The sequence below is a fragment of the Methylobacterium sp. E-066 genome (assembly GCF_022829635.1).
Lineage (GTDB): Bacteria > Pseudomonadota > Alphaproteobacteria > Rhizobiales > Beijerinckiaceae > Methylobacterium.
The window spans coordinates 94,978-109,613 of the sequence record NZ_JAKSYO010000156.1 but is presented as its reverse complement, the minus strand read 5'-3'; the positions used below and the strand labels follow the sequence as shown (position 1 = coordinate 109,613).

Annotated in this window: 11 protein-coding genes; 3 read left to right on the top strand and 8 right to left on the bottom strand. The window is 68.3% G+C overall.

Going from position 1 to position 14,636, the window contains the following annotated elements; translation table 11 throughout:
- Positions 1-287: 287 nt before the first annotated feature.
- From MKL20_RS21645 to MKL20_RS21630, 4 genes are all read right to left on the bottom strand, one after another.
- A complete protein-coding gene (locus tag MKL20_RS21645; protein ID WP_244038394.1) occupies positions 288-2,039 on the bottom strand; it encodes an ABC transporter ATP-binding protein in 1,752 nt (583 codons plus the stop codon).
- Between the two features lie 9 nt (positions 2,040-2,048).
- The gene (gene fhuF / locus MKL20_RS21640) at positions 2,049-2,753 is read right to left on the bottom strand and encodes a siderophore-iron reductase FhuF (protein ID WP_244038393.1); all 705 of its coding nucleotides are present in this window, start codon (positions 2,751-2,753) and stop codon (positions 2,049-2,051) included.
- Positions 2,750-4,009, bottom strand: coding sequence for an MFS transporter (locus MKL20_RS21635; protein ID WP_244038392.1), 1,260 nt, complete (start codon positions 4,007-4,009; stop codon positions 2,750-2,752). Before MKL20_RS21635 ends, fhuF begins: the two co-directional genes overlap by 4 nt.
- A 1,057-nt stretch (positions 4,010-5,066) precedes the next feature.
- Positions 5,067-5,540, bottom strand: a complete 474-nt coding sequence (locus tag MKL20_RS21630; protein WP_244038391.1) for a MarR family winged helix-turn-helix transcriptional regulator — start codon at positions 5,538-5,540, stop codon at positions 5,067-5,069.
- A 222-nt stretch (positions 5,541-5,762) separates the two neighbouring features.
- On the opposite strand from MKL20_RS21630, the gene MKL20_RS21625 reads away from it, so the two are divergent.
- The 3 genes from MKL20_RS21625 to MKL20_RS21615 are packed head-to-tail and all read left to right on the top strand — an operon-like array spanning position 5,763 to position 9,892.
- Positions 5,763-7,166, top strand: a complete 1,404-nt coding sequence (locus tag MKL20_RS21625) for an MATE family efflux transporter (RefSeq protein ID WP_244038390.1) — start codon at positions 5,763-5,765, stop codon at positions 7,164-7,166.
- Positions 7,167-7,176: 10 nt separating this feature from the next.
- On the top strand, positions 7,177-7,623 hold the full coding sequence (locus tag MKL20_RS21620; RefSeq protein ID WP_243964803.1) for a (2Fe-2S)-binding protein: 447 nt from the start codon (positions 7,177-7,179) through the stop codon (positions 7,621-7,623).
- Between the two features lie 13 nt (positions 7,624-7,636).
- On the top strand, positions 7,637-9,892 hold the full coding sequence (locus MKL20_RS21615; RefSeq protein ID WP_244038389.1) for a xanthine dehydrogenase family protein molybdopterin-binding subunit: 2,256 nt from the start codon (positions 7,637-7,639) through the stop codon (positions 9,890-9,892).
- Positions 9,893-10,353: 461 nt separating this feature from the next.
- On the opposite strand, the gene MKL20_RS21610 is transcribed toward MKL20_RS21615, so the two are convergent.
- From MKL20_RS21610 to MKL20_RS21595, 4 genes are all read right to left on the bottom strand, one after another.
- A complete protein-coding gene (locus MKL20_RS21610; protein WP_244038388.1) occupies positions 10,354-10,848 on the bottom strand; it encodes a DUF302 domain-containing protein in 495 nt (164 codons plus the stop codon).
- Positions 10,849-11,144: 296 nt separating this feature from the next.
- Complete coding sequence (locus MKL20_RS21605; protein ID WP_244038387.1) at positions 11,145-12,041, bottom strand: alpha/beta fold hydrolase; 897 nt, start codon at positions 12,039-12,041, stop codon at positions 11,145-11,147.
- A gap of 351 nt (positions 12,042-12,392) precedes the next feature.
- Complete coding sequence (locus MKL20_RS21600; RefSeq protein ID WP_244038386.1) at positions 12,393-13,352, bottom strand: hypothetical protein; 960 nt, start codon at positions 13,350-13,352, stop codon at positions 12,393-12,395.
- A gap of 98 nt (positions 13,353-13,450) precedes the next feature.
- Entirely contained in the window at positions 13,451-14,629 is a 1,179-nt protein-coding gene (locus tag MKL20_RS21595; protein WP_244038385.1) for a thiolase family protein, read from the bottom strand.
- Positions 14,630-14,636 lie beyond the last annotated feature (7 nt).

The following is a 14,636-nucleotide window of genomic DNA, read 5'->3' as shown; positions in this document are numbered from 1 at the left end:
AGCGCGCGCTCAATGCCTGTTTGACCGGTCATTCTCATCCTCAACCTCATCCTGAGGTGGCGTAGCGGAGCGGAGCCCTCGAAGGAGCTCTCCAGCTGGCCGCGCGATCCCTGGAGGGCTCCTTCGAGGCTGCTGCGCAGCACCTCAGGATGAGGGGAAGATTGGGATACACTCAAGTCAGAACCGTCACGCGACTGCAATCGCACAGTCAAACACGCTCTCAGAACATCGCGTGTCCCGAGGTTGCTTCGCTGCGCTCGCAATGACGAAGAAGAGAGGGCTGAGCCTTACTCCGCCGCCGTGGCCGAAAACCCATCTTCACCCACAGAGCCGAATTGCGCCGCGTGCAGGCGGCGGTAGATGCCGCCGGCGTCGAGCAGCGCCGCGTGCCGCCCCTGCTCGACGATGCCGTCCTCACCCAGGACGACGATGCGGTCGGCATCGCGGATGGTCGCGAGCCGATGGGCGATGACCAGGGTCGTGCGCCCCTGGGCGAGGTCAGCGAGCGCCTGCTGAATCTCGCGCTCGGTCTGCGTATCGAGGGCGGAGGTCGCCTCGTCGAGGATCAGGATCGGCGGGTTCTTGAGGAACACCCGGGCGATGGCGATGCGCTGCTTCTGGCCGCCCGACAGCCGTACGCCGCGCTCGCCCACCACCGTGTCGAGCCCAGCGGGCAGGCTGTCGATGAGCGCGCCGAGCCGGGCGCGGCGGGCGGCCTGGTCGATCTCGGCCTCGGTCGCGTCGAGGCGGCCATAGGCGATGTTCTCGCGGATCGTGCCGGCGAACAGGAACACGTCCTGCTGCACGATCCCGATCTGCCGCCGCAGGGACGCCAGGGTCAGGGCGCGCACGTCGAGGCCATCGACCGTCACCCGTCCGGCGGCGACTTCGTAGAAGCGCGGCAGCAGCGCACAGAGCGTGGTCTTGCCGACTCCCGACGGGCCGACGAACGCGACCGTCTCGCCGGCCGCGATCGTCAGGTCGAGGCCGGTGAAGATCGGGCGGCCGCTCTCGTAACCGAAGCTGACGTTCTCGAAGCGGATGTCCCCGCGCAGGGCCTGCACCTCGACCGCATCCGGGCGGTCGACGATATCGGGCTCGTTGGCGAGCAATTCCTGGTAGCGGCGGAAACCCGCGACACCTTTGGGATAGGTCTCGATCACCGCGCTGATCTTCTCCAGCGGGCGGTAGAACACTCCGACCAGCAGGAGGAAGCCGACGAAGCCGCCGGCGGTGAGGTCGCCGCGGACCACGAAGGCCGCGCCGCCGAGCAGCACCGCGATCTGGACCAGGCGCAGGCCGAGATAGTTGATCGACAGGCTGGCCGCCATCAGCCGGTAGGCTTCGAGCTTGGTGTCCCGGTAGCGGGCGTTGTCCCGGGCGAACAGGGCGCGCTCGTGCTGCTCGTTGGCGAACGCCTGCACGACCCGCATCCCGCCGACATTCTCCTCGATGCGGGCGTTGAAGGCGCCGACCCGGCCGTACTGCGTCTGCCAGTTGCGGGTCAGGCGCCCGCCGTAGCGCAGGCTCACGAAGGCGATGACCGGCAGGATCGCGCCGGTGATGAGCGCCAGGGTCGGGTGGACCCAGACCATCAGCGCGAAGGCGCCGATCAGCGTCATCACGGCGATGAACAGATCCTCAGGGCCATGGTGGGCGACCTCGCCGATCTCCTCGAGATCCTTGGTCACCCGGGCGACCAAATGGCCGGTCTTCTGCCCGTCGTAGAACCGGAACGACAGTTTTTGCAGGTGATCGAAGGCCCGGGCCCGCATCGTGGTCTCGATGTTGATGCCGAGCACGTGGCCCCAATAGGTCACCACCACCATCAGGCCGGCATTGGCCACGTAGACCAGGGCGAGGCCGCAGGCGGCCAGCACGATCAGGCCCCAATCCTGCTGCGGCAGGAGCCGGTCGACAAAAGTCTTCACCGCGATCGGGAAGCCGAGCTCCAGCAAGCCGGACAGCACGGCGCAACCGAAATCCATCAGGAACAGCGCCCGATGCGGCCGGTAATAGGCGAGGAAGGCCTTCAGCATGGGGGCGGATCAGCGATCTCTGGCGCATTCGAGGGGACAGAGCGCCCCGCAGGAGGGAACGCCCGGAAGGCGATGACGCAGGCAGCAGGCCCGCCGACGCCGGCAGCCCGACGCATCTGCGCGCAGGGCCTGCGCGAGGGGGTTTTTATCGCAGGCGAGCGCACCGCGCCATCCGAGCCGCGTCGCGGCGACCGCGCAGGCCGGCTCGTCCCCGCAGCCCAATTCCCCGGCGACGTAGTCGACGATCACCGCGGCGTTGCCCCAGAGGACCCGGGGGGCGATGCCACACCGGGCGTTACACATCTCGACGAAGGGTCGCAGATGATCCTCGACCAGCCCGGCGAGGCCGAGCGCGCAACCGGACCGGCAGTCCGGGGGATCCACCGGCACCAGCAGGCGGGCGGGGCGTCCGGCGGCATCGAGCTCGAGGCGCGTGGTGTCGAAAGCCAGCGGCAGGGTGCGCCCGAGGCAGACCAGGGCGGTCAAGGCCGGTGTCGCGAGCGCGGCCAGATAGAACTGGCTCCAGTACGAGACCAGGACGCGCCGATCGACCGGCCCGTATCCCGCCCCGAAGGCCGACAGCGTCGTGTCGAACACGGCCGGATCGCGCAGCGCCGCCACCGGCAGCGCCGAGGCATCGCCGGGGCCGACGGCGATGCCGTCCCGGTAGGCCGCCAACGAGTGAGGAACGCGCGCGGCGATTTCAGCGATCATCGCGGTCTCTCTTCATCCGCCCGCAGGGTCCGATCCACCGCGATCACGAGCCACGCCACCGCCGCCGCGTAGATCGGTAGCGTCGCCCCGAAATAGCCCGGCCATCCGACCCACTCGGCCAAAGCCGGGGCGGCGACCCGCAGCGGCATCGCCGCGAAGAAGGCCGCGCCGAACAGCAGGGCATAATCCGTGGCCGGCCGCGGCCCCTGCGCCCAGCGGTAGATCATATTGAAAACCGGCACGCCCAGGATCCCGCCGCACAGGAAGTTCAGGATCGTCGCGGCGACCGCAAGCTTCACCGCTCCGGCGGCGCAGGCTGCCGCCATCAGGCCGCCGGAGACGAGGACGCCGAACGCCCCCAGGGCGATCAGCCGCACCGTGCCGAAGCGTACGGCGAGGCCGCCCGCGACCAGCGCCATGACCAAGTTGATCGCCGGCAGGACGGTTCCGGTCAGGAAGCCGACCTGCGCGAGCGAGACACCGAGGTCGAGCAAGGCCAGGGTGTTGGGTCCCGACAGCAGGTAGGCGGCAGCGAAATAGGCGCCGAGCACGGGGATCCGCGCCGCGAGGGCGCGCAGGCGCGCGAACGAGCCCGACCATCGATCCGACGCCCCACCGATCCCATGGAGACGCGCCTCCGGGTAGAAGAGGATCGGCAGGAGGCACAGGGCGTCGAGCGCCGCGCAGGCCAGGACCGCCAAGCGCCATCCCAGGAGATCGTAGGACCCGACGAGGACGCCGACGCCCAGGATGCCGCCGAGGGACGCGCCGCAGAGCTTGGCCGAGGCGACAAAGGCGCGCCGCTCGGCCGGCACGGTCTCGACCACCAGTGCTTCCAGCGCGATGTCCATGGTGGCGACGCAGGCACAGGCCGCGACCGCCAGCAGGAGCAGCGCCGGCAACGGCCAGTGCTCACCGAAACTGAGGATTCCGAGCAGGAGCACCGTCATGCCCTGCGCCGCAACGATCCAGCCGACCCGGTGATCGAAGAACGGCATGCGGATCCGGTCGAGGGCCGCGGCCCACAGGAAGGTCAGCCCCACCGGCAGGTTGATGAGTTGCAGCAGCCCGACCTCGGCCAGCTCAAGGCCCAGAACCCGCAGGATCAGCGGCGCGCCACCGGACAGGAAGCCGAGCGTGGCGCCGAAGGTCATGTACAGGCAGAAGAACGGCGCCAGCGGCCGCATGCCGGACAGGGATCTGCCGAGGCGCACGCCGATATCGCCGACCGCGGACCGGCTCACCGCAAGCGGCATCGTCCGCCCCGTCGTGACGCGGGGCGATGACCCGGCACCTGGCGGCGCTGCGATCCCGAGCCGTCTGGATTGTGCCAGTTTTTAATCAAACTAATTCAATACTTTACCGCGGACTATTTATTTAGACCGGGCACGCAAGGTCGATCAAGGCGTCGGCGCTGGCAGATCTATAGCAACCGGCGTGCAGAACCGGGTTCGACGGACCCGTTCATTTGGGGCCGGGCCCGCTTGCGAACGGCGACCCGGGTGAAACGATCGTAAGTGAACAACTGCCGTTGAGGACGGAGACTTTTCGATAGGGCCCTCACACCATCGGGCGGCCCGGCGTGTTTTCTGGAACACCAACGACGAAAGGCCCGGCCAGCGTGACCCTGGCGGGGCTTTTTGCTCAATCGTCGAGTGAGGAAGCTGAGTTCTACGATCAGTCAGTCCCGCGGAGCCGAAACCTCGTCACCAACTCAAAGCGCCTCGCCTGAGTTTTCCGTTTCCGTGCCCGTCAGTGCGAGCATTCTGGTCGGAACGGCCTATCGTAGAAATCGCGATGGAACTCACCCGCCGTCGCATCCAGCACCGCGTCGCCCGCCGCGGGATCGAGAGCAGCCAGCGGCTGGGACGTCAGAGGTGAGTCGTCGATCCTTCGACACGCTCAGGATGAGGGGACCTTGGCCTAATTCGCCCAGTTCTGCCGTCTCGCCATCCGCTACGAGAGGCGGGCCGATTTAGTTTGAATGTTCACTTCCGGTCGAGCGGCGAAAGTCGCGTGAGCGATTAAGAGCACCTCACAAAACGCCCGATCGCCAAGAGATCTCCCTGTGGGCGCGACGGCGCAGCGGGCGTTTTGTGAGAGGCTCTTAATCTCGTCCGACACCCAACGACTTTGGCGGCGTGATCGCGTCCCTTGCCTCGGACGGGACGCGTCGGATTACCAGGAAAACCGTGCGGGCCTACCGCGTGTCCGAGCTCTGAGACGGTTCAGTCATGCGAATCCGGCTTCCGTCCGTACAGGGGAGCGAATGGTCGCCGCACGGTCGTACCAGTCGATCTGGAAGCCACTTGCTCAACGCGTCACAGTCCTCGTCTCCGCCCCGGTGTCGTTGAACGCGTCCTGAAACTCGGGCGAGGTCAGAAAGCGCAGCTCGGATCTGAGAGCGACGGCTCGCTCCTTGCCAAAGACCGCTTCGAAACGATCCTGGGCCCCGCGCCATAGCTTTGCTGTCTCTCCGAGCTTGATCTCTCCCTTCTCAGTCAACGTGATGCGTCGGACGCGACCATCCCGCGGATCGGGAACGAGTTCAAGATAACCGTCCCGCGTCAGCGGCTTCAGCGTGTGACTGAGGCCGGACAGGTCCATGACGGTCCGTTCGGCGAGCTCCCGCATCGTCGGCGAGCCCATCTTCCGAACCGTCGCGAGCAGCCCATGCTGCGTGGCGCGCAGACCGCTCGGCGCGAGAGCCTCGTCGTAGAGCTGGCCGATGCGGCGCATGGCCTGACGCAGGACGGCGTTGCTGCATGTGCTCGGATCGTTGGTCATGATCGCGTCCTATCGCGATTGCGCAGCGGGGTACACGCGCCGCTCCGAATGAGCGCTGCCCGGTCCTGACGGAGACTCCGCGAGCAACTTGACCCACCCGCGCAAGAAGGTGCATATGCAAGTTCCAATAACTTGCATATGCACCTATGTAAGTTCGATATGGGCGCCACGCCATCGCGGCATTGCCGCGGGGCCGGCCCCCATCGCCGTCGAGGTCACACGATGGACGCGCGCACACGAGCCCTGCTGCAGGATCCGGTCACGCCGACGTTGCTGCGCCTGGCCGCCCCGAACGTCCTGATGTCGGTGGTGCAGGCCTCGGTCGGATTGATCGAGACCTACTTCGTGGCCGAACTCGGCACAGACGCCCTCGCCGGCATGGCCCTGGTCTTCCCGATCCTGATGTTCGTGCAGATGGTCTCCGCTGGTGCGGTCGGCGGCGGGATGCTCTCGGCGATCTCGCGCGCGCTTGGCGGCGGTCGCCAGGACGAGGCGAACGGCCTGGTATGGCATGCGGTGGCCATCGCGGCGGCCCTCGGCATCCTCACCACGGCGCTGGCCTTGGCGTTCGGACCGGCCCTGTTCCGGGCAATGGGCGGCACGGGCGGATCCCTCGATGCGGCCACGACCTATTCCGCCGCCGTGTTCTCGGGCGCGTTGCTGGTCTGGCTGTTCAATGCGCTCGCCGCGGTGATCCGGGGGACCGGCAACATGAGCCTGCCGGCCACCGTGACGTGCGGGGGAGCGGTCGCGCTTGTCCCGCTGTCGCCGGCCCTGATCTTCGGCTGGGGGCCGATCCCGCAACTCGGCATCTTCGGCGGCGGCGTCGCGGTGCTCGTCTATTACGCGGTCGGCGTGGCGATCTTCGCCACCTACCTGTGGTCGGGGCGCGGCGTGCTCCGGCCGCCCCTGCGCCCACCGGCGCTGTCCGGTGCGGCGCTCGCCGCGATCCTTCGGGTCGGTGCGGTCTCGGCGCTGGTCACCGTCACCACCAATGTCACGATCGCGACGGCGACCGGTCTCGTCGGACAGCAGGGACCGGGAGCGGTCGCCGGCTACGGCACCGGCGTGCGCCTCGAATATCTCCTGGTCCCGATCGTGTTCGGCTTCGGCGCCCCGCTTTCAGCCATGGTCGGCACGGCGGCGGGTGCCGGCGACATCGATCGGGCGCGACGCGCGGCCTGGACCGGGGCGATCATCTCGGGATGCGTCACGGAGATGCTGGGCATCGCCGCAGCCCTGGCGCCGGATGCGTGGCTGCGCCTGTTCGGCGACGATGCCGCCATGCTGGCGACGGGGGCGGCGTATCTGCGCATCGTCGGTCCCTTCTACGGGTTCTTCGGGTTCGGCCTGGCGCTGTACTTCGCCGCGCAGGGGGCCGGCCAGGTCGGCTGGCCCCTGGCTTCCGGCATCCTCCGGGTCCTGGTGTCTCTCGGCGGCGGCGCCCTGGCGCTCCACCTCGGCTGGGGGACGAACGGCCTCTTCCTCGCCCTCGGTCTCGGACTGGCCGCGATGGGAATCGGGAACGCCGCGTCGCTGGCCTTCGGCGCCTGGCTGCCCCCGCGTCCGGCCTCCCGACCCGTCATGGTCCGAGCCGACGATTACCCCGCCACGGCGAAATCCTAGGAGCCGCATCATGCAGACCCTCACGATCAACGGCACGCGGCACGACCTGGATATCGAAGGCGATACGCCTCTGCTCTTCGTCTTGCGCGACACCCTTGGGCTCACCGGCACGAAGTACGGGTGCGGCATCGGTCAATGCGGGGCCTGCACCGTGATCCTCGACGGGCAGGCCACGCGGTCGTGCCAGATCCCGGTGGAAAGCGTCGGCGATGCCAAAATCACGACCATCGAGGCGATCGGGCAGGACGCGGTCGGCAAGCGGGTCGTGGAGGCCTGGGTCGGCGTGCAAGTGCCGCAATGCGGTTACTGCCAGTCCGGTCAGGTCATGGCCGCCACCGCCCTCCTGCAGCAGAACCCGAGACCCACCGACGGCGACATCGGACAGGCGATGACGAACCTGTGCCGGTGCGGAACCTACAACGCCATCGCCGCTGCCGTGCGGCAGGCTGCGGCTTGAGGAGCAACGCGCCATGAACGATCTAACCCCCCTGCGCCTCACCCACGCAACGTCGGCCGCGAGCCAGGAGCCGGTACGCAACCTCTCTCGCCGCGGCTTCCTCGGCGCGGCGAGCGGCGCCCTGCTCCTCGGCGTCGAACTTCCGGTGGATCCCGCCCTCGCACAGGCGGAAGGCGCCGCGGCCATCGCCCCGAAGCCCGGTACGCGGATCGCCGCGTTCCTCGAAATCCGCCCGGATGGCACGGTCAAGCTCCTGAGCCCCTTCGTCGAGGGCGGGCAGGGCATCAACACCGGCCTCGCCCAGACCATTGGCGAGGAGCTCGACCTCGAACCGAGCCGGTTCGTGGTGGAATGCGCGCCGCCCGGTCCGGACTACGCCGTCGTCAACGGCTTGCGCCTGACCGGCGGCAGCTTCTCGACCCGATCGAGCTACGCCGTCATGCGCCGCCTCGGCGCCACCGCCCGGGAGATGCTGCTGCGCGCCGCCGCCGCCCGACTCGACGTCAAGCAGGACACGCTCACCACCAGTGACGGGCGGGTGGTGCACAAGGCCTCGAATCGTAGTCTCGGCTACGGCGAACTGGCGGAGGCCGCCCTCGCCCTGCTGCCGCGCGAGGACGTGCCGCTCAAGGACCCCAAGGACTTCCGCTACATCGGCAAGCCGATGGCCCGCCTCGACATGCGCGACAAGTCGACGGGCAAGGCCACCTACGCGATCGACCTGAAGGTCGAGGGCATGCTCCACGCCGCCGTGCAGCACGCGCCGCATCTCGGGACCGAGCCCGAGGCGCTGACCAACGAGGCGGTCGTGAGGGCGATGCCGGGCGTACACTCGATCCACCGCCTGCCCGGCGCCGTGGCGGTGGTCGCCGACAGCTGGTGGCGGGCTCGCAAGGCGGTGGAGGCCTTGAAGGTCGCCTGGACAGAACCCGCCGCCGACGGCCTCGCCACCGTCTCGGGCACGTTCTCGTCGGCTGCCATGCTGGCGGCCCTCAAGGCCACGCGCGAGCCCGGATTATCGGCCGAGGCGGAGGGGGACGTCGCCGGAGCGTTCGCCAAGGCAAGCCGTGTGGTCGAGGCGGAATATGACGCGCCCTACCTAGCCCATGCCCAGTTGGAACCGCCATCCTCCATCGCCCGCTTCAATGGGGATGGCACGCTGGACGTCTGGCTGCCGAACCAGATGCCGGAGCTGTTCCAATCCGTGGCCGCCAAGGTCGCCGGGATCCAGCCCGATGCGGTGCGCATCCACTCGCCGATGCTCGGCGGGTTCTTCGGACGCCACTTCTACTACGGCTCGTCCAATCCGTTCCCGCAAGCGATCCTGCTCGCCAAGGCGACGGGCCGGCCGGTGCGGGTGCTGTGGTCGCGCGAGGAGGAGTTCGGCATGGATGCGGTGCGGCCCCTCGGCTTCGCCCGCTTCCGCGCCGCACTCGGGGCCGACGGGATGCCCCTCGCGATCCAGACCGTCGCCGTCGGAGAAGGGCCGATCGGCCGCTGGTTCAGCTCGATCTTCAAGGCGCCGGTCGACTCCTCCGTGGTCGAGGGCCTCGACAAGAAGCCTTACGCGATCCCGAACCGGCGCCTCGACTACGTGAAGGTCGCGCATCCCGTTACCATCTCCTTCTGGCGCTCGGTCGGGCACTCGATGAACGACTTCTTCTACGAGAGCTTCCTCGACGAGGTCGCACAGGCCGGCGGCAAGGATCCGTTCGCCCTGCGCATGGCGCTGCTGAAGGACAGCCCGCGCCACGCGACGCTGCTCAAGGTCGTCGCCGAACTCGCGGGCGGCTGGAAGCGCGGCCCGTTCCAGGCCGCGGACGGGACCCGGCGGGCCCGCGGCGTCTCCATGGCCTCGCCCTTCGGCTCGGAGACCGCCGCCATCGCCGAGGTGTCGCTCAAGGATGGCGAGGCGCGGGTCCACGACCTCTGGATCGCCATCGATCCGGGAAGCATCGTCAACCCGGCCATCGTCAAACGCCAAGTCGAGGGCGCCGCCGCTCTCGGGCTTTCGGCGACCCTGCTGGAGCAGGTGGTCTACGAGGGTGGAACGCGGCAGGCCCGCAACTACGACACCTACCCGATCCTCGACCGGGACCGGATGCCGCGCGTGCACGTCACCATCGTGGAAAGCGGCGCCCCCATGGGCGGGATCGGCGAGCCAGGCCTTCCCGGTGTGCCGCCCGCCGTGGTCAACGCCGTCGCAGCTCTCACGGGCCGTCGCGTACGGAGCCTGCCGCTCGCCAAGGAAAAGCTATCGGGCGTGTAACGCACGGATTAGTGCCGTTTGCACACGGTCATCGAGACTGGGGATCGGTCGACCAAGGACCGCGCCATCACTGAACGGCGATGAGCCGAAATCGGCGAACAGGGGTCGAGGACTGCTGGCACGATACCTATGATGGCGTACCGAGCGACGGATCGGCGCGGCGTGGGGGCGGCGATCCGAGCTGCGGCGTGATACCCGGCGGCTCCTAGAGAAACGAGAGCGCGTTCGTCCGCGCGGCCGCTCGCTTCAAGCGCAACATCAACGTGGCGTTCGACACCTTGGGCCTCCGGGTGGCGAGAGCTCTCGAGCCATGACCGCCACGAGGGCCATCACCGAAGACGCGCTCGATGGAATCGGTGCGCAGAGCCATCGCCGCGGCCCGCGGCCGTAACGGGGTCGCGCTATCGGTAGGCTAGGGACGCGGACACATCACGACTGGCGACCCTGAGTCCTGCCGCGTTTCAGGTGGATGCAGCCACCAGCACCTCCATCAAGCGTCCGTCGAGTTCGCCTGCCACCGCGTCGACGTCCTTGTCGCCGAACTGACCGAAACTGGCCCTCGGCCGATCGTATTCGAAGGCGACGCGTCCGTCCTGATCTTCGCTCAGAAGCACCCTGATCGGGGCGTAGAGCGCGGATGAGAGGACATGTCGCGTCATCATCGAGGCCGTGAGCGGGTTGCCAATGTCATACTGGATCGCCCGGCGTTGCAGCAGTCCGGCGATCTGCAGCAGCTGGCCATGATTTCGCGTGCCGAAGATCGAGAGGGGGCCCTGCCTCCCCAAAAGATCGCGGGCCGCGTCCACCTTCCCGGAAGCCAGAAGCTGAACGTAGGCATTGTCCAGCTTGGGCAGCGCGGCCTCCAAAGCCGTCCTCACCGCTTCGAACGGCTTCGCGGACCGGATCGGGACGTGCTCGGTCGTGACGGGAACGGACGATATCTCAGGGTTCGTCATCGGGTCTCCTACTCCTCTCGGAGAAGATCCGGCACCGCGAGCGGTGTTGCCGGCAAGCATGAGTGCTCCACTGCCGAACACTACGGTTCGACGAGACAGACCGTTGGCCGCCCGAGGGATCCGTGAACCTCTCGGAAGCGGTTCGGAACACGACCGCCCACTTGACGCTTCAGGGCGCACCGGCAGGTCACTGGCGCCGACAGGAGGTCGCCTCTGCATCTCGGTGTTCAATGAACGCCCGAACTCGAAAACCGGTGAGACGATGGCCGTATCAGGCATATCGAGGTTATCGACGTTCAGTTCTGTGCCGCGGCGATGACGATGCTCGCCCAGTCCTGAGGGCGCTCAAGCGCACTGAAGTGACCGGTATTCGCAAGGGTGATGACCTTCGGCTCGGGCACGTTGCGTTCGACGCCGGCACGATCCTCTTTGGATGACCAATCATTTTCGCCCCAGACGAGCGTCACCGGAGCCTTGATCTTGCCGTATCGCTGGCGGGCCGCGACGAAGCTCGGAAGCGCCTTGAGAAGGCGCCGCATGCCCTTCCCGTAATCGCGACGCATGCCCACACGCGAGATCTCGTCGAGCAGGTCGTCAGGCAGTTTCTTCGGGTCGTGGAAGCCGCCTCTGATGATGCCGCCGGTGATCGAGCGGTTCTCCGTTGACGCGAAGATCGGACCGATGACGGGCGCGCGCACGCTCTTGATGATGATGGACGCGAGAAGGTTGGCGCGCTCCAGACCGGGCAGGTAGTCGTAGGTGTTGAAGGCCACGACGCGATCCACCCCGTCGCCGAGTTCCGCCGCCAGCGAGAGGGAGAGCGTGGCGCCGATCGACTCGCCGGCCAGGATCGGACGGCGGAGGCCCAGGACCTGCAGGAACGCCTTAAGCTGCGCCCGGAGTGTCGGCTCGTCCTTTGGGTGCTCCGGCAGAAGGTCCGACCAACCAAAACCCGGCAGGTCGAGAGCGTAGACGGTGAAATGCCGCGACAGCAGCGGGATCACGAACTGGAAGATATCAAGCTGCGTGCGCACGGTGTGCGTCAAGACGAGATCCGGCCCTTCGCCGGCCCGGACATAGCGTATCCGGGTCCCGTCCCGCAGAGTGGCGAAGGAAACCTCACCCGCGTCGAGCCAGCGGCGCGTGTAATTCAGAGCCGCATCCCCGACGGCATCGTTCGTTTGCTTCGTCATGATAACGCTTCCTGAGGTCGAGCGGATCTGCACGATCCATTATTGGGCTGGAGCTGACCGCCGCGGCGCAGGGTGATCGAGTTCTCTGGCGGCGACAGGAGGCGGGAGCCCGGCGGGCGCGCAGAGTTGGGCCATCCCCGCTTCGAGCTTTGAGATGCGTCTGGCGTGGATCTCCGCTTCGGTCGTGCCCAATGCGTCCTCAATCGCTCGGAGCCTGTCCCAGAGGCTTCGCCACGTCGGCGGCGCGAGCAGTGTCCGAACCGTGGAGCCGATCATCGTCATCCCCAGCTTGCCGATTGCTGTCTCCGAGGCGTTCGGACCGCGCAGCGCTCTGAAAATCCCGAGGGTTGCCTACTCCACGTCCATGGCGCGCAGGTGGAAGCTCGGGGCCTCCCGACTGTCCTTGAGCGTCTTGGAGAGGAGCGATAGCTGACCCTCGGCGACCCAGATCCTGTTGCCCACGACCGTCACGCCGGTCGCGCCGGCGAATTGACCGATGGGTTGGACTTTGGCTCCGTCACCCGAGACCGTGACGCGGCTCAGGGCGCCGCTGCCCTCGACCATCACGAAGCCGTCGCGGAAGGGGCGCAGCCCGTCCGGAAACTTCAGGGGCCGTGTCGTCTCGAGCCGCGTCACCCGACCGGCGACGCCATTCGTCATGCCGATGCGGAACATCTCCCCGCCCAGGAAGGTGTTCACGTACAGGTTTCCGTCGATCCCGAAGGCGATGCCGTCGAGCCCGTTCTTGAGCGTATCGTCCTCGACGAGGACCTCGAACGCCGCCGCACCCGGCTTGAGCCTCAGGATCCGGGGAGCCAGCGTGTCGGTGACGTAGAGCGCGCCGTCCCCGTCCAGGGCGAAGTCGTTCGCCAAAGCCTTCCCGCCCGGCAGCCGGACGCTCAGCCTGAGGGCGCCCGTCGCGAGGTCGAACGCCTTGACCCACCCGCCCTCCGTGGCGGTCGGCCCGGGTGCGCCGATGGCCGTGGCGTCGTTCGAGGCGACCCAGAGGGTGCCGCGCCGCTCGTCGGCCAGGAGGCCTAAGGTCGATCGCGTCCCGTATTCGCCGGGTTTCAGGAAGGGCGTCGCGGCCGCCCCGCCGCCCTCGATCCTGAGGACGCCCCCGTCGGCGATGCTGCTGACGAAGAGCGTGCCGTCGGCAAGGGACGTCACGCTCTCCGGGAAACGGCTGGTATCCGGCAGCCGTATCGCCGTCGACCCGTCCGCGGCGGCCGCGGGCAAGGCTGCCCAGGCAATCGCCAGCGACAGCGCCGAAAGCCGGAGCGCGTGCCGAACCGTCTCGATGCCTCTCATGGCAGGACCTTCTCGTTCACCGGGTGCCGGGTTCGTTCGCGTCCGGGGCGCCGCGCCGAAGCCCGGAAGGCTGGGCGCCGCCCGAGGCAGGCGGGCCGTCAGGCGGCCTCGACCGCCAGCGCGATGCCCTGGCCCCCGCCGATGCAGAGGGTGACCAAGCCGCGTCGGATGCCGTCGCGACGCATGGAATGGAGCAGGCGCGTCGTCAGCACCGCGCCGGTCGCGCCGATGGGGTGGCCGTGCGCGATGGCGCCACCCTCGACGTTGACGATGTCCTCGGGCAGGCCGAGCTCCCGCGCCACGGCCAGGGGCACGACCGCGAAGGCCTCGTTGATCTCGACGCGCTCGACGTCGCCGAGCGACCAGCCGGCGCGCTCCAGCGCCTGGCGGATGGCCGGTACGGGGCCTAGGCCGAACAGGCCCGGCTCGCAGGCCCCGACCCCGTAGGCGACGAGGCGCCCGAACGCATCCAAGCCGTTGCTGTCGGCGAAGCCCCGCTCCGCCACCACCATCGCCGCCGCCCCGGAATTCAGGCCCGGCGCGTTGCCGGCCGTGATCGTCCCGTCCTCGCGGAAGGCCGGCTTGAGCTTCGACAGCGTGTCGACGGTGGTCTCCGGCCGCGGGGCCTCGTCCCGCCCGAAGGCCTCGACACCCTTGCGGCCCTTGATCTCCACAGGGGTAATCTCGGCGTCGAACGCACCCGCGGCCTGCGCCTGCGCGAACCGCGCCTGGGAGCGGGCCGCCCAGGCATCCTGGGCCTCACGACCGATCTGGAACCGCGTCGCCAGGTCCTCGGTGTGCCATCCCGAATGCTCGCCGGAGAAGGCGTCGTTGAGGCCGTCGCTCAACATGCTGTCGAGGATCTGGGCATGGCCCATGCGGTGGCCCCAGCGCCCGCCCTCCATCAGGTACGGCGCCCGATCCATGTTCTCCATGCCGCCCGCGACCGCGACGTCATGGTGACCGAGCCGTATCTCGTCGGCCGCTGTCGCGATGGCCTGGGCGCCGGAGCCGCAAACGCGGTTGACCGTCAGGGCCGGTACCGAGACCGGAACGCCCCCGTGCACCGCGGCCTGGCGAGCCGGGTTCATGCGGTTGCCGGCCTGGACGACGTTGCCCATCGTCACGCTTCCGAGCCTGCCGGCGTCAAGTCCGGAACGGCGAAGCGTCTCGCGGATCGCGGTCGCGCCGAGCTCGGGGGCGGCGGTCCCCTTCAGGCTGCCGCCGTAGCCGCCAATGGCGGTCCGAACGGGATTGCAAAGGACGATGTCACGCATGGTCTGG

Bases quoted from the DNA above. Each gene is read 5' to 3' on its own strand.
- MKL20_RS21620 (WP_243964803.1), top strand. From the start codon at position 7,177: ATGCAGACCCTCACGATCAACGGCACGCGGCACGACCTGGATATCGAA.
- MKL20_RS21595 (WP_244038385.1), bottom strand. From the start codon at position 14,629: ATGCGTGACATCGTCCTTTGCAATCCCGTTCGGACCGCCATTGGCGGC.
- MKL20_RS21600 (WP_244038386.1), bottom strand. From the start codon at position 13,352: ATGAGAGGCATCGAGACGGTTCGGCACGCGCTCCGGCTTTCGGCGCTG.
- MKL20_RS21605 (WP_244038387.1), bottom strand. From the start codon at position 12,041: ATGACGAAGCAAACGAACGATGCCGTCGGGGATGCGGCTCTGAATTAC.
- MKL20_RS21645 (WP_244038394.1), bottom strand. From the start codon at position 2,039: ATGCTGAAGGCCTTCCTCGCCTATTACCGGCCGCATCGGGCGCTGTTC.
- MKL20_RS21635 (WP_244038392.1), bottom strand. From the start codon at position 4,009: ATGCCGCTTGCGGTGAGCCGGTCCGCGGTCGGCGATATCGGCGTGCGC.
- MKL20_RS21625 (WP_244038390.1), top strand. From the start codon at position 5,763: ATGGACGCGCGCACACGAGCCCTGCTGCAGGATCCGGTCACGCCGACG.
- MKL20_RS21610 (WP_244038388.1), bottom strand. From the start codon at position 10,848: ATGACGAACCCTGAGATATCGTCCGTTCCCGTCACGACCGAGCACGTC.
- fhuF (WP_244038393.1), bottom strand. From the start codon at position 2,753: ATGATCGCTGAAATCGCCGCGCGCGTTCCTCACTCGTTGGCGGCCTAC.
- MKL20_RS21615 (WP_244038389.1), top strand. From the start codon at position 7,637: ATGAACGATCTAACCCCCCTGCGCCTCACCCACGCAACGTCGGCCGCG.
- MKL20_RS21630 (WP_244038391.1), bottom strand. From the start codon at position 5,540: ATGACCAACGATCCGAGCACATGCAGCAACGCCGTCCTGCGTCAGGCC.